Here is a 20,556-nt window from a genome sequence, read left to right on the forward strand (position 1 = left end):
ACCTCCGAGAGCGCAATCAAAGCCTGGCGAACTCCCTGGACGATCTGCTGCTGCTCAGCGGCGGCGAGCTTGGCGAGGCCGAGCGCTTCGTCCTGTACTTCGACCTCGCGCGTGCGACGCAGGTCGATCTCATTGTACGCCTGTATCGCGATTGCCGGCAGTATGGCGGCTGCCACCAGCGCGAACAAGCGTGATAACAGGCTGCTCATTTCGACCTTTCCTACGCATGATCGGCGGCATCAGACCGACCGTGCCCAGCCCACCGACAAGCGCCATTGCATCAAGAGTTCTCCGAACTGCGATCGGAAACGACGCCATCAAGCGGTGGCGCTATTCCGAGCCTTCATTGACCAGTTCGTCGCGGAGAAGTGGCACCCACGGCCGTGAAGACAGGTTGGGCCATGTCGATGCCAAAGGATGGCAGAGCGACGAGAAGACTGGCGGCAGGTGACCCTATGGCGGCACGGGTAGCATTCAACAGCCTCACGAACCATTGAGCCCTAAGGCCCAATGCAGCGTCCTCGGACTGGGCGCTCGACATCGCTGGAGCTCTAGTGATCGTCGACTGGCCCCGCAGGTCCACGGCTCGGCGCGGACGAGGAAGGCCGATCTATCGGTCGGGTTGGCCCTTGGCACGTCAGGGCGATAGAGTGATTCTCATTGACTTCTGTCCCGCTACCAATCTTCTGCCGTAAAAGCCTGAACCGGCCGCATTACAGAGCTGTTTCAGTCCGCCGGGAAACGATTGCGATTGTAGGCGAGCGGCCAAAAAGTTGGCGAAGAGAAGCCAGGACACAACGAGGCCGGTTCCGATGGGCGCTGGTCAGCGCCCATCGGACGAGTTTGAGGATCGCGCGCTAACTTTTCAGCGCAGGATTTCGCGCAGGACCTCGCCGTCGACGCGGTGGGGCGTGACACCCAGGATCTGCATGACGGTCGGCGCCACGTCGGTGTTGCGCATGCGGCGGATCGTGGCGTCCTTGCGGATCTGCGGGCCGGCGGCGATGAAGGTCGCGCTCATCACCGGCAGCTCGGGATCGTGGCCATGGGCGCCGTAGAAGTTAGGCATCGACAGCATGGTCGTTGCCGCATTGAACGGCGCATCGCCGAGACGGGCGACGCCGGGGTTCTGGATGCCGTCGAAGTTGTAGCCCGGGGCCATCAGCGCGAACACATCGCCGAAATCCTGGCCGATGGTCTTGCTGGTGCATTCCCCGGTCCCTTCCTCGCACTGCAGCGGCCGGGTCTCGACCACGGTGAAGATCCGCCCGTCCTTGAGCGAGTAGTTGAACTTCGGGTTGGAATCCACCGCGTTCTTCACCGCGTCGGTGATCTGCGTTACCAGCGCCTTGTAGGCCGCCAGATCGACGGTGCCGCCCAACTCGCGGTTCTGCAGGTTGACGTAGATGTTCGCCGCCGGACCCGAGGTCCGGATCGCGATCTTGGTGGTGTCGATGCCGGCGTTGCGCAGGATGTTGGTCAGGCTGACCGACGTGTGGAACGGCGCGAAGCCGTGGTCCGACACCACGATGACGTTGCTGTCACGGCCCGCCGCATCGGCGATCTGCTTCACCGCCTTGTCGGCCGTCTGATAGGCGAAACGGATATATGAAGCATACCGCGCGACCTTGGCCGGATCCTGGCCCGCACCGATCGAGTTCGGATCGGTCGGGTTGGTGCCTTGGCGGCGGTCGGTAAGCAGGAACTGATGCTCAGAGCCGTCGGGCTGCTCGATGTAGACCATCACGAGATCAGCGTCGGGATGGTTCCGGATCGCGCGTTCGCCGATATCAGCCTGGTAGCGCACGAAGGTCTTCACCATGTCCTCGAACATCGTCTCGATCTCGAGGTCGGGGAAGTTGGTGAAGCCCGGGCTCAGCCGCTCCGGAATGCGGAAGTCAGCCTGCGGACGCCAGAATCCGACATTGTTGTTGATGTCATCGACATCGGCCAGCACCGCCGCGTTGCGCGGGATGTAGTTGGCTCCGTAGCGGGCGAAGCGCACCACCGAAAGATCGGGCGCCAGCGCCGAGACAAAGTATGCGGCGCCGGCCCTGGTCCCGCTGCCTTCGAAGAAGAACGGCGCATTCTCGCCGCCGAGCTTGACGTAGGCCGGTCCGGTCGACGGCGCGTGGAACGGTCCTGCCGTAATGCCGCGCGTCGCGTCAAAGAACACCAGCGTGTCGTAATTCACCTTGCGGTCATTGGTGGTGTCGAGCGCCGCCACCCGGATCGAATATTTAACGTCGAGCGTCGCCGCATTGGTGCAGGTCGCCGATGGCGCCGAGGAACACGAGAACGTCTCGATCGGCGCTGAGGTTACCAGCACCGGGCTAAACGAGAAACGGCCGGCCGCCTGGAGCGCCGTGACAACAGCCGGATCGAATGTGAAATCACCCCGGGACAGCGAGAAGCCCTGAGCTCCGATGCCGCCGAACGCCCCGAACGGCACGGTAAAGTCGGTGACGCGGATCGGCTGGGCCGGTTGCACCACGGTGTTGTTGATGGAGATGTCGGCGCCGTCGCCGCCCGGCCAGGTCGCGGTGACCACTTTTTTTCCCTGCTGGCGCAACTGCACCCACAACGGCAATGCCGTCGGCCGCGTCGAAGGCCCGAGCGGGCTCTCGCGATAGCCGCCGATCGGTGCCGCAAATCCGCTGATGCTCGATGAGATCGGCCCGACGATTGCCTGGAAGGTGTTCGACGGGATGTCGTTGTGAACCGCCGTCGAGCCGGTGGCAATCTCGATGTGCGACACCGCGGTGAGCGACGGCGACGCCGTCACGTTCTGCTCCGCCACCGCGCCGCAGCGGCTCAGCCGCGCCAGGCCGCCGTTATGCGGCAACACGCCCTCGTCGATGAACTTCTGGATGAAATCGGGCTTCGCGCCGTCGAGCGAGATCACCACCACCCGCGGCGACTTGCAACCATGATGGTTCCCGTCATGATCATGGTCGCGGTTGTCGCCGTGGTCGCGGTTGCCGCCGTCGTTATCGGCGTGCGCCGGCGCTGCAACGCCGGTCAGCGATGCAGCGAGCGACATTGCCAATATCAAGGAGAGAAAACTCTTCGAGTTCATATGGACGCCCCATTTTCGCTGCGCAATCTACGCGCGTTTGGTCGGCAACGACGCAACGATTATCGGGCTTGGCTGACGACGCGCATGTGACGCTTCGGCGACACCTGTAATGTGGTCGCGACAACGCCACGATGATGTCGGCATGTGGCCTTCGCGTCGATATTAGAAGTAGCCAGCGCTCCTTGCCGTGCGAGGGAACGCAAGCGTTCGGATCGCAATCTGTTTCGAGTGGAACCACGTACGTCGAGGCCGAACACGTCTGCAACGCTTGGTGGCGAATCTCGAAGCGATGGTGCAGTCAACCAGTGAGCGTCACCCGCAAGTTCTTGCCTACACCGTCATGCGAGAGGTCTCTGACGACGTCTGACAATCTCAGTTCGAATAAGTGCGGTCTGGATTGGCAGCCGTCTGTGCTTTCGGTATCGAGCTCGCGCCACCCCATCGCCTCCGCATATTGCTGCGTGGACATTGGCACAAACTGTGTATTGGGCAGCGCCATCGTTGAGATGCCTCAGCGCGACGTTCGCATTCTGGCACGCGCCACAGTGTCCGCATGCTGCCACAGACTGGAACTTAATCTAGAAGTCTGAGCGCAAATGGTAGCGGTGCAAATCGCGCGACGCACGGGCTACGACCGCCTTGAACGATCCACCGGGAAAGCGTTCGCTCAGCAGGATGTTGCGATCTTCGCTGTCGGTCTCTGCACTCATGCGCCGCGCAATTTCAGCATCTCGGCGAAGACAGGCTCGACGTCGCTCACAACGCAGTCGCGGCAGTCGGCCTGTGTCGGCATTCCCACAAGACATGGCGACGTTTCATGACAGGGATATGACTTCCGGGGATCGCGAAGCCGCTAAGCACCATGAGGCGGACATCACGAAAAAGCGGCGCACCATGCACATACGGCAAAGAGCTCACGCCCTTCACGCCATGCATCACTCCGAGGAAGCTGCCAAGGCCCACATGGAGGAACACGGCAAGAAGTAATTATCGACGCTTCGATTACGGACCTGCACTTGAGGTCGCCTCGGTTAGCGGTCTTTTTCTTTATTCGCCTGACCGCGACGCTCGCTCTCAACGCGCCCGTGTCAGCGCGAGCCAGATGCCGCCGCCGATCATGAAGCCGCCAGAGACGCGCGAGACCAGGCGCGTCCGCCGCTTGGAAAAGAATTTTCGCGCGCGGCCGGCGAGCAGCGCGTAGACCATGTCGCTCATCGCCGCCGTCACCATGAAGGTCACGCCCAGCAGCGCCACTTGCGGGAAGTGATCCTTGTTCAGGTCCACGAATTGCGGAATGAAAGCGCCGAAGAACACCAGCACTTTCGGATTCGACAGCAGCACCAGAAATCCCTGCAGGAAGAAACCGCCGCGCGGTGGCGGCGGCGGTTCATCCGAGCTCACCTCCGCAACCGGCGAGCGGATCAGCTTGATGCCCAGCCAGACCAGGTAAGCCGCGCCGGCAAAGCGCACCCAGTCGAACCAGTAGCCCATCGTCGCCATCAGCGAGGTGAGACCGACGGCGACGACGCCGATCACGATCGCCAGCCCCGCCTGCGCGCCCAGCACATTGGTCAGCGCTGCGCGGGTGCCGTGCCGCAGGCCGTTGGCGATCACCAGCGTGACGATCGGGCCGGGCAACAAAGCGAGCGCAATGCAGGCGGCGACATAGGCGAGATAGGCTTGCAGGGACATGGGAGGACTCGGCTCGAGGCTTTTTGTTGCATAATAAGGACATGGATGCCCGGAACAAGCCCGGGCATGCGCATTCTTACTGCGTGTTCATCGCGAATTTTACCCATCTCGCCGTCTCTGCCGATGCCAGCAATTCCAGTGCCGCGCGCTGCACGACCGCCGCATCTCCCCTGCCCTGCGCCGCCGCCACCAGGAGATCGCAGCGGTGCGAGACCGCGATGCCGATCGCTCCATGCGGCACGCCATCGCCAATCTTCAGATCGTACGTCCTCATGCGTCCGGGCATATCGGCGACACGCACTGCTTTTCCTGCCTGCAGCGGTACAAACTGCGTACTGATCAAGTCGACATCGGCGACGCGGTCGACCTCATCATCGTCGGCGACGCCGGTCGTGCAGTTGCAGAAGCCGAGCTTTGGCCGGATGTAGACCTCGATATCTCCGCCGCAGGCCACGGCATTGCAGCGGAATGCGCGACCGGCGGGCCAGCCGTCGCGCGGAAACGGCCAGGCGATCTCTTGCCATGTCTCGCGCGGCGTCGAAGTCTCGTAGGCTGGGACGCCCGAGAGGACGCCGAGCACAAGTGCTGCAATCGCGATGACCAGCCAGGTGCGCATTCGTCCCCTTCACGGCAGGCCGGCGACAGCGCGCGCCTCGCCGGTCAATTCGAGTATGTGCAGTCCTGTATTGGCGCGGTCGACGGCATAGATATAGCCGCGCTCGTCGGTCTCGACATTGTTGGTCTGGATCGCGACCTTGCAGCGATCCTTGCCCTCGATGGTGACGCAGCGCTTGTCGGTTGCCGGTGTGATCGACGGGATGAAGTAGCCGACTTCCCTGGGGTGATAGGGATCGCGGATGTCGAGGGCACGCACGCCGGCATTGAAGAACGTGATGAAGGCGATTTTCTTGTAGTAGACCGGCGCCATGCTCTCGCTCGAGGAATGCGAACCGAACCGCCCGCCGCGTTCGCAGAACGAGCCGCTCGCCTCCGGCACGGTGTAACTCGAGATCATCATTGGCCGGGTCTCGGTGGTGACGTCGGCGAACCATACCATCTGCCGCGCCTCGCCGCATTCATTCAAGATCGCCTCGTCGACGATCATGACGATGTCGCGGGTCTTGCCGTCCTTGTCATGCGAAAATTCCGCGATCGGCATGCCCGGCATCGGGAATGCCGTGTGCGCACCGTTGAGTGCCGAGAGCGGCATGCGCGATATTTCGGGATAGCGGAGATTCTCGGCGATCGGCTGCTTCGGTCCGTTGAGCAATTTCTCGCGGTCGACGATCTGCAGGAAACCGCCCTTGTTGGTGCCATAGCCGAAATAGACGCGGTTGCCGGATGAACCTGTTGAGATTGGCCCGTGCAGTTCGGTCGGCACCGCGCCGGTCGAACCAGGCTCCTGGCCCGGCAAGCCGAAATCCCTGATCTTCACGGGGTGCGCGGGATCGCTGAGATCGTAGACCTGCGTCATGCGACGGGTGCGCCAGTCCGGCGCGCCCGATACCAGGAAGGCGATGCCGGTGTCGCACTCCCACCAGCTCTTATGCGTATCCTTCAGTCCCCCGATCCGCGCGATCAGCGCGGGATTGGCGGGATCGGCGACATTCCAGATCTCATGCGCCTCGCTGCCGAAGGTGCGTAGCATATAGACCGCGCTCCGATCCCCCTTCGGCAGATCCTTGCCGTCGCAGACACGCACCATCTGCGCGCCACCGGATTCATATTTGCCCTCCTGCCCCGGAATGTGCCGCAGATATTGCGGATGTGCGGGATCGGTGACATCGACGATCGACGTGCCGTTGGGTTCCGGCTTGCCGCTCATCGGATTGACGGGATCGGGGATCTCATCAGTGCCGCCGTGATGGCCGATATAGGCGATCCAGCGGTCGCCCTGATGATGGATGGTGGGCTGATAGGCGCTGCGCGCCTGCAGGTCGTTGGTTCCCACCAATCTCATGTTGGAGGCTTCGGGAGGTGCTCCGACCTTCTGCTGCTCCGCATAAGCGCCCGCGCTCCCGAGAAAAGCAATTGCCACACACAGCGCAAGTTTGCCGCCACCCTTCATGCGTCACTCCCATTGTTGCAAAGCCAATCTTCGTTGGCTGACGCTACGATAACACGGCTGAATTCAGCGCCAAAACACACCCTTGACATGCAACCATTTAGTTGCCTATTGTCGATGGCATGGACGAAGTCTTCAAAGCGCTGGCGGACGCATCGCGGCGGTCGCTCCTGGACAGGCTTCACGCCAGAAACGGGCAGACATTAAACGAACTGTGCGAAGGCCTCGCCATGACGCGGCAGGCGGTCACCAAGCACCTTGCGATTCTCGAACAGGCCAATCTCGTCACCACGTTCAAGCATGGCCGCGAGAAGCTGCACTATCTCAACCCGGTGCCGATCCATCAGATCGGCGAACGGTGGATCAAAAAATTCGAGCGCGCCAAGCTGGTCGCGCTCAGCGAATTGAAGCGGCAATTGGAGAAGCGTGATGAGTAAGCCGGAATTCGTGTACGTTACCTATATCTCGACCACGCCCGAGAAATTGTGGGAGGCGCTGACCAATAGCGAGTTCACCAGGCGTTACTGGTTCAACACGGAAGTGAAATCCGACTGGAAGGTGGGTTCCCCGTTCGCACTGGTCATGAACGGCACCACGACGGATGTGGGCGAGATCCTCCAAGCCGAGCGGCCGCGGCGTCTCGCCTACACCTTCAAGCATCAGCTCGATGAGGAGATGCGCAAGGAACCGCCGACGAAGGTCACCTTCACCATTGAGCCCCACGGCAACCTCGTGAAGCTGACCGTGACGCATGAAGGATTCGCCAAAGGCAGCAAACTTCTCGACGGCATTTCCAAGGGATGGCCGGCGATCCTGTCGGGACTCAAGACCCTGCTCGAGACCGGGACAGTGATCGCGATCCCGCCTCGTGCGCTTGAGATCGAAGGGTTCGAATAGAAATGAAGATCTATCGGAGGAATCCAGAGGACATGAATATCGAGAAATTCAAGCCGGCGATCGTCTACACGATCTATATCGCGTCCACACCGGAGAAGGTCTGGGAGGCGCTGACCAATGCCGAGTTCAGCCGGAAGTATTTTTCCGGCCACGCGGTCGAGGTCGATCTCCGCGTCGGCGGCGCATTCATGGTGCGCACGCCCGATGGCGCGCCGCACATCACCGGCGAGGTGATCGAATGCGAGCCGGCGCGGAAGCTGACGGTGACCTTTAACGTCAACTGGCCGGCGCTGGTGGAAAAGCTCGGACCGACGCTCGTGACCTATGAGATCGAGCAAGCCGGCGATGCGGTCAAGCTCACGCTGCTGCAATCGCACGACCGGCCGATCAGCGACGATATCCTTTCTGGTGGCCGCGCCGGCTGGCCCGCTATCCTCTCCAGCCTCAAGAGCCTGCTGGAGACCGGTGAGGCCATGGTCATCCAGATGCAACCGCCGGAACGGATGCTGGCGGCGCTGAAGGAGCTGGGGATTGCGACGCCGTAAGTAACCACACGCACGCTGTCGTCCCGGGCTTGACCCGGGACCCATAACCACAGGCGTTTGTATTGTGCTCCGCCGCAACGGCTTGCTCGCGCCACAACAACTGCCTGGGGTTATGGGTCCCCGCCTTCGCGGGGACGACAGCGGTGTTTGGTTCACCCCCGCGCCCTTAACTCGCGCCTCAGCACCTTGCCGGTCGCGGTCATCGGCAACGACTCCGCGAACTCGACGAAGCGCGGATATTCGTGGGCGGCGAGTTGTACTTTGACAAAGTCCTGGATCTCGCGGGCGAGCGTGTCGCTCGGGGCATAGCCGGGGCGGAGCACGATCCAGGCCTTGATGGATTCGGTCCTGATCGGATCGGGAATGCCGACTACGGCCGACATCGCCACTGCCGGATGCTTCATCAGCGTATGCTCGATCTCCGACGGGCCGACGCGATAGCCGGCGGTGGTGATGACGTCATCCTCGCGGCTGACGTACCAGAAATAGCCATCCTCATCCTGCACGCCGAGATCGCCGGTCAGTAAGAACTCGCCGGCATATTTCTTCGCGGTCGCTTCCGGGTTGCGCCAATATTCGATCATGGTGCAAGGGCACGGCTGCCGCACACCGATGATGCCGCGCGTCCCCCGCGGCAGCTCCTCGCCTCTGTCGTTGACGATGCGCACGTCGAAGCCGGGTGTCGCTTTGCCCATCGAGCCCGGTCGGATCGGAAACAGATTCGAATTGCTGCCGATCACGAGGTTGCACTCGGTCTGGCCGAACACCTCATGGGCGTCGATGCCGAAGGTGTCGCGCACCCAGCCCAATAGTTCGCCGCCGAGCGACTCGCCGCCGGTGAAGATGCTGCGCAGCTTCACGCCGGAATTCTTCACGCCCGCCTGCCGCATCAGCTTCAATGCGGTCGGCGGCAGGAACACGTTGCGGATTCCGAGGTCCGCCATCATCTGCATCGCCGCCTGCGGCTCGAACTTGCGCGCGCGATGGCCGACGATGGGAATGCCGTGGTACCAGAACGCGAACAGGCCGTTGATCAGGCCGCCGATCCAGGCCCAATCCGCGGGCGTCCACATCAGGTCGCCGGGCCGCGGCAGGAAGTTGTGGCACATCTCGACATTCGGCAGATGGCCGAGCACGACGCGATGCGCGTGCAGCGCGCCCTTTGGATTTCCTGTGGTGCCCGACGTATAGATGATGAGCGCGGGATCGTCGGCCGAGGTGTCGACGCTGGTAAACTCCGCCGAGGCCGCACGCAGTGAGGGCCAGAACGGCCTGGTGCCTGCGGGCGCTTCGTCACCGACCACATAGATGTTCTTCAACTCAGGCAGGCGGTCGCGGATCTTGGCGAGCTTCTCCCAGCCGGCCGCGTCGGTCACGATCGCCTTCGCCTGCGAATTCCACAGCCTGAATTCCAGCGCATCCTCGCCAAACAGCGCGAACAGCGGGATCGAGATCATCGCGGAGCGGAAGGCGGCAAAATGCGCGATCGGCAATTCCAGCGATTGCGACAGGAACACCGCGACGCGGTCGCCGCGCTCAAGACCGTCGGCCTTCAGCACATTGGCGAAGCGGCGCGACATCTCCGCGACCTCGTCGAAGGTGGTGCGCGTCTGGGCGCCGTCCTCGTCGACATAGACAAGCGCGAGCCGTCCGGAGCCATCGGCATGGCGGTCGCAGCAGGCGGTCGCCATGTTGAAGCGCGCCGGCACGTCCCAGCGGAAGTTGCGGTAGAGCTCGTCGTAGGTTGCGGCTTCCTTGAGCATGATCCTCGGCGTTCCCAGCGTTTCCTTCGCGGACCGGCATCGCGATGACCGGTCGCTCTGTTGTTGTCGTCAGTTTTAAAGCGCCGCGCGCCCCGCACAAGTCTTGGTGCCCCTGCACGTCGCGCCTTATGCGCTGCCGCTGAGAGCGTTGCTGATCGACCCGAGCGGGAAGCGAGGCGGCGCAAGCCGCGTCAACGCGTCGCGATGCGTGCAATCCTTCCGGGTCGTCATTCCGTCGCCGACTTCGCCGCGCCGCGGAATAATGCGCGGACGGGACACCGGCCGATCACCTCGAATTCTCCCCCTTCCGGTAGACGCAGGCGGCCCGGAACTCACGCAACTAATTGATTTAATTTAGCTTATCCTGATTTCCTTACTGTCATGCGCGGATTCATCATGAGGTCTGTCGGCACGGTTCAGGGGTCGCAATTTTGTCAAATAAGCCTATATTAGGGGGCGAAATGACATGTGCGGCGCGCCGCCGGTTGTGGCCCGCCGTCCTCAACCCCCAATCGCGCTATCGCTAAGAAGAGTAAGAGGTCGTCGACCATGCGTCCTATGCGTCCGTTCAACTTTAACACCTCCGCCGAGCTGTTTCCTGCCGCCATTCGCAAGAAGAAGCGGGCCGGATTCGCCTATCGGCGCTTTGGCACCGCGGCGGAAGCCGTGCAGTATGCCATGGAAGAGCTGCCGGCGGATTCGCTGAACGGCGCCTACCTGCAGGTCGAGGAAGCCCGTTTCGACCAGAACGGCATCCGTTCGCTCTATGAGAGCGAGGCGTTCCCGCTGCCGCGTCGTCCGCGCCCGGTGCAGGCCAATACCGACGCCGACGCCGCTTAAACCGATCCGTCCCTACCCAAGCGAAAAGCCCTCGGGATGCTCCGGGGGCTTTCTCTTTTTCGGACCTAAAACCGTGGCTGCTTGTCCAGCCAGCGCTTGAGCATGCGCACGTTCCGGACATTGGCGCGGAACATGACGTCGAATGCGTCGCCCGCGAGCGGCACCAGGCCGACCGCGCCGTCGAGCGCGACATTGGCGAGCATCCGCGCGGTGATATGCCAGGGTGCGCCCAGCGCACGCGCTTCGCGCACCAGCCACAGCGAGATCGCAGTCGTGATGATGTCGCCGACCACCGGGATCAGGCCGATCAGGCCGTCGATGCCGTAGCGGATCTTGGTGCCGGGCACGATGAAGGCGACGTCGAGCAGCTTTGCGATCGCCTCGAGCCGCGCCAGCCGCTGCTCGCGGGTGAGATTGCCGAACGGATTGGCGGTCTCGAAGTCGAGCCGGAACGCCTCGAACTGCGGATGCAGCGCGGCCTCCGGAATCTCGCGTCCGTCCTGGTCGATGACTTTCCCCCGCGGCCGCGTGTCGCGGAACGGGCCCTGCGAGCGGGCGCGGTTGGGCGTAAAGATGTCGTCGGGCATGAGCATTGAGATGGTAACGCAGGCGCGCGGTACAAGTTGCGTCACATTACCGCTCTGTCACCTCGCGGCCGAGCCGCACACTCGCCGTTATTGAGTCGTTAGCAGCGTCTCATTCGCGATACCAGTTAAAAGCATTGCCGCGATTTAACTGGTGGATCTTGTCGGCTCAGGCCAACACCGGCCGCTTTAGTCCCGCGAAAACTTCCATCAAAGCGATGCCGAATATCGAGATCACCGAGGAGTGCCGCGCCCTGATTGAGAGCGCCGTTGAGCCCCCGACCGGACGGCGCTTGCCAAACGGCAACTGGGTCATCCCGGTCAACGAGGCAACATGGGAGCGGCTGCAGCAACTGCGGCTGCAAGGCGAAACGATCTCGGACTGCATCATTCGCCTCATGATCGTCACCTTGCATAAGTACGGTTTGCAATAGAGCGTTGCAGCCGTCCCGTGGGATGGGTAGAGCGCAGCGAAACCCATCGCGATGGAGCAAGCGGCACCAATGATGGGTTTCGCTTCGCTCTACCCATCCTACCGCCCCCGCGAAAGCAGACCCATAACCACAGGGAAGCGTTTGTGGCGCGAGCAACCGGTTGTAGAGTTGTAGGGTGGGCAAAGGCGCACTTGCGCAGTGCCCACCATCCAGCGCCGTGCTCGTGATGGTGGGCGCGCTTCGCTTTGCCCACCCTACAGCATGGCCGCGAGTGCTGATTCAAATGTCAAACGGCGTGAGGGATGCGAGTCCGCATTCTCGCGGCGCTTTGCGTCCGAGCTTTGCGTCACTTTCCACCCTCTTCGATATCAGAGGGCGCAGGAAAAGCCTTGGTTACAACGGGCTGCCCAGCTTGTAGAGCCGCTCGCGCCTGGCGCGGCGTCATCCCATAGATACGCTTGAATAAACGCGTGAAGTCGGCGGCCTGCATATCCAATCCGCAGGTCCAGGCGAGGCGGCCGATTCCGGACGCGTCCGTCGTCCTCAAGGCATCGACGAAACGGCGCAGCCGAACGTCGCGCAGATATCCTGCCACGGTCAGGCCATTCTCCGAGAACAGCTTGTAGAGCTGGGTCCGCGATACGTTGATGCCCCGCCAGATATCGTCCGGCGTCAGCTCGGGGCGATGATAGTTCTCCTCGATATAGGCAATCGCCCGCATGAATTCCTTGCTCGCTCGTCCCTGGGGCTGCTCGCCCCGCGACAGTTCGCCCCGCAGCAGATGAATGAGGAGTTCGGCTGTCGCCTCCAGCACGATCTCGAAGTCTTGCGCGTCCATCCTCCCGTAGGACTCGAACAGCAACCGCATCTGGGCGCCGACAAAGGGCGCCAGCGGAGCTGAACTGAGGGAGCGAAGGACGAAGGGCTCGCCGGAGAGGTCAGTCTCGAGTGCAGCAGCGAGGCGTGTTCGCGGCAGGAAAATTGTCGCTATGCGAGCCAGGCGCGACCGCGCCGTCACCTCGACCGTGCTTTGGACCATCCCAAGGTCTCCGGCTCTTAGGCTGACGAAACCGATTGCGGTCTCCTCGCTGTATTCTCCGGACAGGACGTAGTCGAATACCACGCCGTCGATCTTGTCGGCTGCCGCATCCGCTTCGGTTCGCTTTGCCTCCACGCAGGAATTGGACGTCAGCTTGTAGAAAGCGACGTTGTTCCCAACGAACCATGCCACGGTGCTGTCGAGCGGCATCCCCTCCGATTCGCCGATGGTTCGGACATAGCTGCGACGAAACAGGTTGGCGTCCGCGAGATAGTCCGCGCTATTCGCACGGGGATCGAGGCTGCTTCGCTCCCCGTAGAGGAAGCGCGCGGGACGTTTTGGGGACGACGTTTCGGGAGGGGTACGGGAGGGGTCGCGCGGGTCCGGGCGATCGTCCGAATGATTAACCATAGACCATCCAGCCAGGTAGTGAATTCCATCGCTCCCGATGCGTGCGCTCGGATAGCACCCGTTGCTATCGAAAATTTTGCATTCCGTCCAAAACTTCATGTTTTCCGTACCACGGGGTAGCCGTCACGTTGCCGGTGTGTTTGCTGGACAATTCCACCTGCCCGGCAAATCGCTACCTACATGAATCGCGCCTTTCGTCCTGTCCTCAATCGGATCCTTGGCATGGTCCGGGTCTCCGAACAGGTCAGTCTCCTCAGCAAGCAAGATCGCCTCCGACATCGCCATCCTCCCGAGACGGGGCGCCCGAAGGACGAGCCCGCAACACATCCAACGGCAGAGCATGCGGTCAAATGGATTCTCTGATGTGCAGTAGCCGGGGCGCGCGCAGCGCGAGCTATGATGTTGGCTCAGGCCAACACCGGCGGCTTTAATCCCGCGAGGACTCCGATCAAGCGATGCCGAATATTGAGATCACTGAGGAGTGCCGCGCCTTGATAGAGAGTGCGGCTGGGGCCCCGACCGGACGGCGCCTGCCAAACGGCAACTGGCTCATACCGGTCAACGAGGCAACGTTGGCGGGGCTGCAGCAACTGCGCCTGCGAGGCGAAACGATCTCGGACTGCATCATTCGCCTCTTGCTCGTCGCGTTGCATAAGTATGGCCTGCAATAAAGTATCGCAGCCTATGGCTGTTAGATAGTCGTCTTCATCGATCGGCGGTTCTGACGAGACATCACCGCGCACTTCAAGCCGGGACGACGCCGTCATTGCAGAAGCGGTTAAGTCGTTGCCGGCTGCGGCTCTTCCGCGTATTTGTGCGCCAGCCAGGACGACAGCGTTGCCGGCACCAGGCCGACGAGCCCGTAGAGAATGAACTGCACCGCGCCGGAGTCCGGGCCGCGCGAGCCGTAGAGCAATTCGGCCGCGATGAATCCGATGGCGCCAACGATCAGCATCCGCGCGAACGGATTGATCTTCCGCACATGCATCAGGATGTCGTCGATCGCCGCCAGCATCAGCGACGGCACGAGGCCGAACAGGTACGCGTATTGCAGCGTCTTGACGAACGCCAGGAAGAACTTTCCGACCTCGTGCGCGCCTGTCTCGGTCCAATAGCCGGACTGGTAGGAGGTCGCGAACAGCAGAATGAGACCGCCGATGAACGGGCCGATAGCGGCGAAGATCAGGTAGCGTTTCATTGCGTCCCACTCACTGCACTAGATTATGATCCGATTAGACGGAATCGGATCATAATCTCATCTCTTTGTCTGAGCATGATCTTCCTACGCAAACGCTTCGCGTTTGTCGCGAGGGAAAACCGGTTTCCACTTTGCCGGATCATGCTCTAGCTGTGGTCTTTCAGGAGGTTGTCCATCTGGTCCGAACCGAGGAAGCCGAGGTTGCGAAGCTTCAGTGTTCCAGAGAGAGACCGGATGAACAGCCACAAGAATGCGCGTTTGACGCGCAAAGGTCGAGAGGCAATGGTGCGAAGCGTGGGGAAGGAGGGGCAAGCCAGAAGCTACTTACCTTACCCGCTGCCATTCGATGACGATCCTCGTTCCGTCCGGGCGTTGGAAATGCTCTGTCATCTGATCGCCAGAAACCTTCAGGGTCAGCTCCCTCCGAGTGCGGGTATCCCCAACCCAGTTTGGAAAAGTGGCCCCTTCGACGCGGTTGCCGCTGAACTCACCTGTCTCATCCACAGTGTAAGTCCCGAAAAAACCGATGCTTCGAGACATCGCGGTTCGATTTTCGGCATCCGTGCCTCCACCACGCACATTCGACGCAAAACGTGGCGTATCTGCATCCGTCAAAACTTCGATAAAATGCATATCTGGCGTGAAGACCAGCATGCCGTTTGGCCGCTGACCGTAAGCAGGAAGGTTTCTTCCTTCTGGATCAATCTGCGCCGATACCATACGCCAAGTACCCACCACCTGGTTTGCTGAAGCTGCTTGGGCATGAGAACCGACAACAGAGGCTCCAAGTATGATGGCCAAGAACATTGAACGAATTGGCATTTTTCCTGCCTATGTTTGTACCTGCCTGCGTCATAAGTAACTAGCGGCCAACCTTGCACTCACGTCGCGGGTGTGAGGGCAACCGCCGCATCAGATGTCAAACGTCTTCGCGATCGGCTGAGAACGCGACCTCGCGCTGCGCTTCGATCCTGACGAGTCGCTGCGTCAAAGCCTTCGAAATCGAATCGTAAGCGGTGCTGCCCAGCGCGAGACGCAGTGGAGGATTAGTGCTGTCGGCGGCGGCGATCATCGCTGCCGCAGTCCGTCCCGCATCACCCTTCAGCGCGAAGCTCCCGCTGTCGATCGCCCGGCGCACGGCGCCGGCGGGAGTGTCGTCGTAGACGTCCATCGGCGCGGGACGCACCAGACCGGCTCCGAAATTCGTGGCCGTCGGGCCGGGTTCGGCGATGATAAAGTCAATTCCGAAGGGCGCGACCTCCTGCGCCACGGCCTCGACGAATCCCTCGATGCCCCACTTGCTCGCGTGATAAAGGCTGAAATTCGGATACGCGATCTGCCCGCCTTCCGACGAAACCTGGATGATGCGCCCACCTCCCTGACGACGCAGATGCGGCACTGCCGCGCGGATGAGCTGGATCGAGCCGGTCAAATTGGTAGCGATCTGATGGTTTATCTGCGGGTCGGTAAGTTCCTCGGCCGCTCCAAACAGCCCGTAGCCGGCATTGCTGACGACGACATCGATCCGCCCCATACGCTCGAATGCGTCGTCTATGGCCGCCCGGAGCCCGGCGGTATCCGTCACATCAAGTATCGTCGTACTGAGGTTCTCGCCGTGTGCTTGCTGAAGGTCGGCCAGGGCGCTTTCCCGTCGCACCGTCCCGACGACGCGGTCGCCACGGGCAAGAAGGCGTTGCGCCATTTCGCGGCCGAGGCCGGACGACGCGCCGGTGATGAACCAGGTTTTGCTCATGAGATATTCCCTCTGAAATTACTCCGATGATGTGGAGGGGACCAATTGGTGCTATAAGACGTTCATTATTGGATGAGTAAGTGAAATAAATTCACCAGTGCCGCGCCCGAGCCTGAACGATCTGGCGGCTTTCGCCTCCGTCGCCAACCTTCGCAGCTTCCGTAGAGCTGCCGAGACGATAGGCGTATCGCGTTCGGCCCTGAGCCACGCAATGATTGGGCTCGAGAGGAATCTCGGCATCCGCCTGCTCAATCGAACCACCCGAAGTGTTTCGCTCACCGAGGCTGGCGCCCGGCTGCTCGCGCACCTGGGTCCGGTGCTACAAGACCTCGATGCGGCTCTCGACTCGCTCGCCGAAGTGCGCGGAACGCCTAGCGGAACTTTGCGGATCAACGCCAACAAGAGCGGAGCTGCAATCTTGCTGCGTGATGTCATTCCGCACTTCCTCGCTCATCATCCGGAGGTCAAGATCGATCTTGTCTCCGAGGGGCGGCTCGTCGACATCGTCGAGCAGGGTTTCGATGCCGGTGTCCGGCTTGCCGAAGCAGTGCCGCAGGACATGGTTGCGGTCCGGTTCGGCGGCGATGCCCGCTTCATTGCAGTCGCCTCGCCAGCCTATCTGGAGGGTCGAGATCCCCCGATCACGCCGGACGATTTGCACGCCCACCGGTGCATCCGCCAGCGCCTGCCAAGCGGAAAGCGCTATCGCTGGGAATTCTCAAGACACGGCGCGGAGGTGGTGGTCGACGTTCCGGGCGTTCTGACCCTGGACGACAATGACCTGATCGTCGAAGCAGCAGCGGATGGGCTCGGCATTGCCTATGTGCCGGAAAGCTTCGCCCGAACGCTTCTGGATTCGGGGCACCTTGTCGCCGTTCTGGAGGATTGGTGCCCTCCGATTCCGGGTCTCGCCCTCTATTACCCCCGCAATCGCCACGTTCCTTCCACGCTACGGGCGTTCATCGATACTCTGAAGGCGGCGGAGGTCTGAAGGTCGACTACCGGACGGTGTGGGACTTCGTCCACGCCGAGAAGCTCAGTTATAAAAAAAACGCTGAGTGCTGCCGAGCAGGACTGTCCAGATGTTGCGCGTCGGCGGCCGCAATGGATCAAATATCGGGAGCGGATCGCTCCGGTCTCGTCTGGTGTTCATCGACAAGACCTGGACGACCGGCGACATTATCCGACGCGAAGAGAACTCCCCTCACTCCCCCCACGCCGCAAACGCGTCGTTGAACGCGCGCTCGCCCGGCGCGCCCTTCTCGATCGCGATGATGGCGCGGCGCTGGTTGGAGTAGACGAGCGGCACGTCGAACCAGGAGCGCTCCTTGAGGAGCTGCAGGTTGCGCGAGCGGTCGGCATCGACGTTGGAGAGGCCGACCAGGAAGAAGCCGTCGGTGACCTTCACCGCAAGGCCTGCGAGCGGGGTGCCGCGGGCCTGCTCGTTGGACTTCATCAGGATGCCCGGCACATTGCCGACGCCGCCGTTCGGGAAATCCTGCGGCAGGATGAAAGTGAGCTCGGCGGTGTGGCTCGCAGGCAAGGACGAGTCAGTGTTGCGGCGGAACGACATCGTCATCTTGAACTTGCGGTCGGGGATCTCGATGTCGGCGCGCACGGCGATGTCGGGTGCCGCGTTGCCCGAAGCCTTGATCGGTTCGGTGCGCCAGATCACCGAGCCCACATATTGCTTGCCCTTGGGATCGCTGGGGTCCTCGTCATAGAGCACGACACGCTGCGCCACCGGTGCAACCGGCTCGCTGGACGACGGCTGGCCGACGCGGTCCGGGATCTTCGGCTTGGTCGCGGGCGTCGCGACATCCTTCGGCGCCTCCACCGAGGGGGACGACTTGAGCAGGCCGCTCACCACCGTGACCGCCTGCTTGCCCCAGAGGATGCCGGCGCCGACCAGAATCAGAATGATGCCGACCGCAATCGCGCTCTTGAACGGGAATGCCGAGCCGAGCCGCGCGCCCTTCTTGGCGTCGCGATCACCGCCATTGCCGATCCGCGACCGCGGCTGCGATCCTTGCGGCCCGTAGCGCTCGGCCTCCTCGCTCGACTCGTCATAGGAATAGGGCGCGTCCGGATCGGCGCCGCGATTCTCCATATTCGGCTCGAGCCGGTCGAACTCCGGCGAGGGCGACGGCACATTGGCGTAGGTCTTGCGCGCATTGCGGTTCGCCTGCGCGGCGGCGCGGCCGAGATCGTCGGCGTCGGCGGCGAGATCGCGGAAGCCGCGCAGAGCCGGCGGCTGCGGCGCCGGCGGCGCGCCATTGTTCGCGGCACCGTTGTTATCCGGCCCGCGGCGCGCACCGGGGGGCCGCTGCTGCGGATCGGGCGATGGTGGCGCGGGCGGGCGCGGGGCGACCGGCGGCGCCTCGCCACGGAGATTGCGCGGCGGACGATCCTCACCACCGGGCGGACGCGGCGGCGCTGGAGTGCGCGGGCGCGGCGGGGTGGTTGCTGCGGCCGGAGCGCCTTCCGGCGGGCGGGTCGTGGCGGCGGTGGCAGTGGCGCGGCGGAAGGCATCGCCGCTGCGGGAACCGGTGGCAGGACGGGTGGTCTCGCGGGCGCGCTGGGCGGCCTCCGATTCGACCTTGCGCACGGCCTCTTCGAGCGACAGGCGCTCGCGGGTGATCTCGGACTCGGAAAGCGGCGGCTGCACGCTGCGGAGCTGCTGGATCAGCGCAGCCCGCGCGCGCTCATAAAGCGCGCGGCGGCTCTCACCGGGAGCATTGGGGTCCAATCCGGCGATGGCGCGGGCAATCAGCGGGTAGTAATCAGCCATTTCCAGTCAAATTGGTGGGATATAGGTAATATCCCGTTAAGCTTCGAACGGATTTTGTACCAGAATAGTATCCTCGCGTTCCGGGCTGGTGGAAAGAAGCGCGATCGGGCAGCCGACCAATTCTTCCACCCGGCGGACATATTTGATGGCCTGTGCCGGCAGGTCGGCCCAGGACCGGGCGTTCGCCGTCGGCTGCTTCCAACCCTCGATGGTCTCATACATCGGCACCACGCGGGCCTGTGCACCCTCGCCCGCCGGCAGATGGTCGATTTCCTTGCCGTCGAGCTTATAGCCGGTGCAGACCTGTATGGTATCGAATCCATCAAGAATATCGAGCTTTGTCAGCGCCAGCCCCGTGATGCCGCAGGTGCGCACCGTCTGCCGCACCAGCACCGCATCGAACCAGCCGGTGCGGCGCTTGCGGCCGGTGTTGACGCCGAATTCCTTGCCGCGGCGGCCGATTTCCTCGCCGATCTCGTTCGTCAGCTCGGTCGGGAACGGACCCTGGCCGACACGGGTGGTGTAGGCCTTGCAGATCCCCAGGACATAACCGACTGCGCCGGGGCCGAGGCCGGCGCCGGTTGCGGCCTGCGCGGCCACCGTGTTGGAGGAGGTGACGTAGGGATAGGTGCCGTGGTCGACGTCCAGCAGCGCGCCTTGCGCGCCCTCGAACAGGATGCGCTTGCCCTCGCGGCGCTTGATGTCGAGCAGCCGCCAGACTGTTTCGGCGTAGGGCAGGATTTTCGGCGCAAGCGCCGTCAGCTCGCGCAGGATGCCCTTGCCGTCGACCTCCTCGAGATTGAGGCCGCGGCGCAGCGCATTGTGGTGCGCCAGCAGGCGGTCGATCTTGTGCGGCAAGGTGTCGAGATCGGCGAGGTCCATCAGTCGGATGGCACGGCGGCCGACCTTGTCCTCATAGGCCGGGCCGATGCCGCGGCGAGTGGTGCCGATCGCGGTCACCGCATTGGATGATTCGCGCAGCGCATCGAGATCGCGGTGCAGCGGCAGGATCAGCGTGACGTTCTCGGCGATGCGCAGATTGTCCGGGCTGACCGCGACGCCCTGCCCCTTCAGCCGCTCGACCTCGTCGAGGAAGGCCTGCGGATCGAACACGACGCCATTGCCGATCACGGCCAGCTTCGACGGCCGCAGCACGCCCGACGGCAGCAGCGCGAGCTTGTAGGTCTCGCCATTGATGACAAGGGTATGACCGGCATTGTGGCCGCCCTGGAAGCGCACGACGATGTCGGCCTGCTCCGACAACCAGTCGACGATCTTGCCCTTCCCTTCGTCGCCCCATTGGGCGCCGACCACGACAACATTGGCCATTTCGCAAGCGTTCCCTGCAACACTTCAAGGTTCGATCATGATCGACGCGGAAAAGCGGTGCCGAACTTTCCGGATCATGGTTTAAGCTGCCCAGCCGAAATCACGGCGTTAGCCGTTCGCGCGCGGGACGCTAACC

General features: G+C 62.6%; 19 protein-coding genes and 1 pseudogene. 7 read left to right on the plus strand and 13 right to left on the minus strand.

Annotated elements, in window-relative coordinates:
• From ACZXDY_RS35725 to ACZXDY_RS35745, 5 genes and pseudogenes are all read right to left on the minus strand, one after another.
• Nucleotides 1-209 (minus strand): annotated as a pseudogene (locus tag ACZXDY_RS35725) (histidine kinase); the annotation flags it as partial.
• A gap of 656 nt (nucleotides 210-865) precedes the next feature.
• Nucleotides 866-3,079: an alkaline phosphatase family protein gene (locus tag ACZXDY_RS35730; protein ID WP_464348755.1), complete on the minus strand. Its 2,214-nt coding sequence runs from the start codon at nucleotides 3,077-3,079 to the stop codon at nucleotides 866-868.
• Between the two features lie 1,074 nt (nucleotides 3,080-4,153).
• A complete protein-coding gene (locus ACZXDY_RS35735; RefSeq protein WP_028163796.1) occupies nucleotides 4,154-4,771 on the minus strand; it encodes a LysE family translocator in 618 nt (205 codons plus the stop codon).
• 76 nt (nucleotides 4,772-4,847) lie between these two features.
• The gene (locus ACZXDY_RS35740; protein ID WP_464348756.1) at nucleotides 4,848-5,387 is read right to left on the minus strand and encodes a hypothetical protein; all 540 of its coding nucleotides are present in this window, start codon (nucleotides 5,385-5,387) and stop codon (nucleotides 4,848-4,850) included.
• A 9-nt stretch (nucleotides 5,388-5,396) separates the two neighbouring features.
• The gene (locus tag ACZXDY_RS35745) at nucleotides 5,397-6,839 is read right to left on the minus strand and encodes an LVIVD repeat-containing protein (RefSeq protein WP_464348757.1); all 1,443 of its coding nucleotides are present in this window, start codon (nucleotides 6,837-6,839) and stop codon (nucleotides 5,397-5,399) included.
• Between the two features lie 119 nt (nucleotides 6,840-6,958).
• Here ACZXDY_RS35745 and ACZXDY_RS35750 point away from each other — a divergent pair, with 119 nt between their 5' ends.
• Genes ACZXDY_RS35750 through ACZXDY_RS35760 form a run of 3 tightly spaced genes read left to right on the plus strand, consistent with a single transcriptional unit; the run spans nucleotide 6,959 to nucleotide 8,278 of the window.
• The gene (locus ACZXDY_RS35750) at nucleotides 6,959-7,273 is read left to right on the plus strand and encodes an ArsR/SmtB family transcription factor (RefSeq protein WP_028163799.1); all 315 of its coding nucleotides are present in this window, start codon (nucleotides 6,959-6,961) and stop codon (nucleotides 7,271-7,273) included.
• Nucleotides 7,266-7,733, plus strand: coding sequence for an SRPBCC family protein (locus ACZXDY_RS35755; protein ID WP_464348758.1), 468 nt, complete (start codon nucleotides 7,266-7,268; stop codon nucleotides 7,731-7,733). Before ACZXDY_RS35750 ends, ACZXDY_RS35755 begins: the two co-directional genes overlap by 8 nt.
• A 32-nt stretch (nucleotides 7,734-7,765) precedes the next feature.
• A complete protein-coding gene (locus ACZXDY_RS35760; RefSeq protein ID WP_028163801.1) occupies nucleotides 7,766-8,278 on the plus strand; it encodes an SRPBCC family protein in 513 nt (170 codons plus the stop codon).
• Between the two features lie 152 nt (nucleotides 8,279-8,430).
• Here ACZXDY_RS35760 and ACZXDY_RS35765 read toward each other — a convergent pair whose 3' ends face one another.
• Complete coding sequence (locus tag ACZXDY_RS35765; RefSeq protein ID WP_464348759.1) at nucleotides 8,431-10,041, minus strand: acyl-CoA synthetase; 1,611 nt, start codon at nucleotides 10,039-10,041, stop codon at nucleotides 8,431-8,433.
• Between the two features lie 549 nt (nucleotides 10,042-10,590).
• Between ACZXDY_RS35765 and ACZXDY_RS35770 the strand changes: the two genes are divergently transcribed.
• On the plus strand, nucleotides 10,591-10,881 hold the full coding sequence (locus ACZXDY_RS35770) for a hypothetical protein (RefSeq protein WP_028163803.1): 291 nt from the start codon (nucleotides 10,591-10,593) through the stop codon (nucleotides 10,879-10,881).
• Nucleotides 10,882-10,946: 65 nt separating this feature from the next.
• Here ACZXDY_RS35770 and ACZXDY_RS35775 read toward each other — a convergent pair whose 3' ends face one another.
• Nucleotides 10,947-11,474 carry a DUF4112 domain-containing protein gene (locus ACZXDY_RS35775; protein ID WP_464348771.1) on the minus strand — a complete coding sequence of 176 codons (528 nt, stop codon included), beginning with the start codon at nucleotides 11,472-11,474 and terminating at the stop codon, nucleotides 10,947-10,949.
• 152 nt (nucleotides 11,475-11,626) lie between these two features.
• On the opposite strand from ACZXDY_RS35775, the gene ACZXDY_RS35780 reads away from it, so the two are divergent.
• Complete coding sequence (locus ACZXDY_RS35780) at nucleotides 11,627-11,899, plus strand: hypothetical protein (protein WP_464348760.1); 273 nt, start codon at nucleotides 11,627-11,629, stop codon at nucleotides 11,897-11,899.
• Between the two features lie 346 nt (nucleotides 11,900-12,245).
• Here the strand turns inward: ACZXDY_RS35780 and ACZXDY_RS35785 are convergent, their stop codons facing one another.
• Entirely contained in the window at nucleotides 12,246-13,448 is a 1,203-nt protein-coding gene (locus ACZXDY_RS35785) for a helix-turn-helix domain-containing protein (protein ID WP_464348761.1), read from the minus strand.
• Between the two features lie 356 nt (nucleotides 13,449-13,804).
• On the opposite strand from ACZXDY_RS35785, the gene ACZXDY_RS35790 reads away from it, so the two are divergent.
• The gene (locus tag ACZXDY_RS35790; protein ID WP_464348762.1) at nucleotides 13,805-14,020 is read left to right on the plus strand and encodes a hypothetical protein; all 216 of its coding nucleotides are present in this window, start codon (nucleotides 13,805-13,807) and stop codon (nucleotides 14,018-14,020) included.
• A 107-nt stretch (nucleotides 14,021-14,127) separates the two neighbouring features.
• Here the strand turns inward: ACZXDY_RS35790 and ACZXDY_RS35795 are convergent, their stop codons facing one another.
• The 3 genes from ACZXDY_RS35795 to ACZXDY_RS35805 form a co-directional block, all read right to left on the minus strand.
• On the minus strand, nucleotides 14,128-14,547 hold the full coding sequence (locus tag ACZXDY_RS35795) for a DUF5413 family protein (protein ID WP_464348763.1): 420 nt from the start codon (nucleotides 14,545-14,547) through the stop codon (nucleotides 14,128-14,130).
• Between the two features lie 324 nt (nucleotides 14,548-14,871).
• On the minus strand, nucleotides 14,872-15,369 hold the full coding sequence (locus ACZXDY_RS35800; RefSeq protein WP_028163810.1) for a lipocalin-like domain-containing protein: 498 nt from the start codon (nucleotides 15,367-15,369) through the stop codon (nucleotides 14,872-14,874).
• A 97-nt stretch (nucleotides 15,370-15,466) separates the two neighbouring features.
• Nucleotides 15,467-16,300, minus strand: coding sequence for an SDR family oxidoreductase (locus tag ACZXDY_RS35805; protein WP_464348764.1), 834 nt, complete (start codon nucleotides 16,298-16,300; stop codon nucleotides 15,467-15,469).
• A gap of 97 nt (nucleotides 16,301-16,397) precedes the next feature.
• On the opposite strand from ACZXDY_RS35805, the gene ACZXDY_RS35810 reads away from it, so the two are divergent.
• Nucleotides 16,398-17,291 (plus strand): LysR family transcriptional regulator, encoded by an 894-nt coding sequence (locus ACZXDY_RS35810; RefSeq protein WP_464348765.1) that lies wholly within the window; start codon nucleotides 16,398-16,400, stop codon nucleotides 17,289-17,291.
• 213 nt (nucleotides 17,292-17,504) lie between these two features.
• On the opposite strand, the gene ACZXDY_RS35815 is transcribed toward ACZXDY_RS35810, so the two are convergent.
• Together ACZXDY_RS35815 and ACZXDY_RS35820 are read right to left on the minus strand one after the other, a co-directional pair.
• Complete coding sequence (locus ACZXDY_RS35815; RefSeq protein WP_028163813.1) at nucleotides 17,505-19,091, minus strand: hypothetical protein; 1,587 nt, start codon at nucleotides 19,089-19,091, stop codon at nucleotides 17,505-17,507.
• A 36-nt stretch (nucleotides 19,092-19,127) separates the two neighbouring features.
• Complete coding sequence (locus ACZXDY_RS35820; RefSeq protein ID WP_464348766.1) at nucleotides 19,128-20,420, minus strand: adenylosuccinate synthase; 1,293 nt, start codon at nucleotides 20,418-20,420, stop codon at nucleotides 19,128-19,130.
• Nucleotides 20,421-20,556: the final 136 nt, after the last annotated feature.

The organism is Bradyrhizobium sp. LeoB3 (genome assembly GCF_055456055.1).

Excerpts from the sequence above, each read along its gene's own strand:
- ACZXDY_RS35730 (WP_464348755.1), bottom strand. The coding sequence starts at position 3,079 with ATGAACTCGAAGAGTTTTCTCTCCTTGATATTGGCAATGTCGCTCGCT.
- ACZXDY_RS35735 (WP_028163796.1), bottom strand. The coding sequence starts at position 4,771 with ATGTCCCTGCAAGCCTATCTCGCCTATGTCGCCGCCTGCATTGCGCTC.
- ACZXDY_RS35740 (WP_464348756.1), bottom strand. The coding sequence starts at position 5,387 with ATGCGCACCTGGCTGGTCATCGCGATTGCAGCACTTGTGCTCGGCGTC.
- ACZXDY_RS35745 (WP_464348757.1), bottom strand. The coding sequence starts at position 6,839 with ATGAAGGGTGGCGGCAAACTTGCGCTGTGTGTGGCAATTGCTTTTCTC.
- ACZXDY_RS35750 (WP_028163799.1), top strand. The coding sequence starts at position 6,959 with ATGGACGAAGTCTTCAAAGCGCTGGCGGACGCATCGCGGCGGTCGCTC.
- ACZXDY_RS35755 (WP_464348758.1), top strand. The coding sequence starts at position 7,266 with ATGAGTAAGCCGGAATTCGTGTACGTTACCTATATCTCGACCACGCCC.
- ACZXDY_RS35760 (WP_028163801.1), top strand. The coding sequence starts at position 7,766 with ATGAATATCGAGAAATTCAAGCCGGCGATCGTCTACACGATCTATATC.
- ACZXDY_RS35765 (WP_464348759.1), bottom strand. The coding sequence starts at position 10,041 with ATGCTCAAGGAAGCCGCAACCTACGACGAGCTCTACCGCAACTTCCGC.
- ACZXDY_RS35770 (WP_028163803.1), top strand. The coding sequence starts at position 10,591 with ATGCGTCCTATGCGTCCGTTCAACTTTAACACCTCCGCCGAGCTGTTT.
- ACZXDY_RS35775 (WP_464348771.1), bottom strand. The coding sequence starts at position 11,474 with ATGCTCATGCCCGACGACATCTTTACGCCCAACCGCGCCCGCTCGCAG.
- ACZXDY_RS35785 (WP_464348761.1), bottom strand. The coding sequence starts at position 13,448 with ATGAAGTTTTGGACGGAATGCAAAATTTTCGATAGCAACGGGTGCTAT.
- ACZXDY_RS35790 (WP_464348762.1), top strand. The coding sequence starts at position 13,805 with ATGCCGAATATTGAGATCACTGAGGAGTGCCGCGCCTTGATAGAGAGT.
- ACZXDY_RS35795 (WP_464348763.1), bottom strand. The coding sequence starts at position 14,547 with ATGAAACGCTACCTGATCTTCGCCGCTATCGGCCCGTTCATCGGCGGT.
- ACZXDY_RS35800 (WP_028163810.1), bottom strand. The coding sequence starts at position 15,369 with ATGCCAATTCGTTCAATGTTCTTGGCCATCATACTTGGAGCCTCTGTT.
- ACZXDY_RS35805 (WP_464348764.1), bottom strand. The coding sequence starts at position 16,300 with ATGAGCAAAACCTGGTTCATCACCGGCGCGTCGTCCGGCCTCGGCCGC.
- ACZXDY_RS35815 (WP_028163813.1), bottom strand. The coding sequence starts at position 19,091 with ATGGCTGATTACTACCCGCTGATTGCCCGCGCCATCGCCGGATTGGAC.
- ACZXDY_RS35820 (WP_464348766.1), bottom strand. The coding sequence starts at position 20,420 with ATGGCCAATGTTGTCGTGGTCGGCGCCCAATGGGGCGACGAAGGGAAG.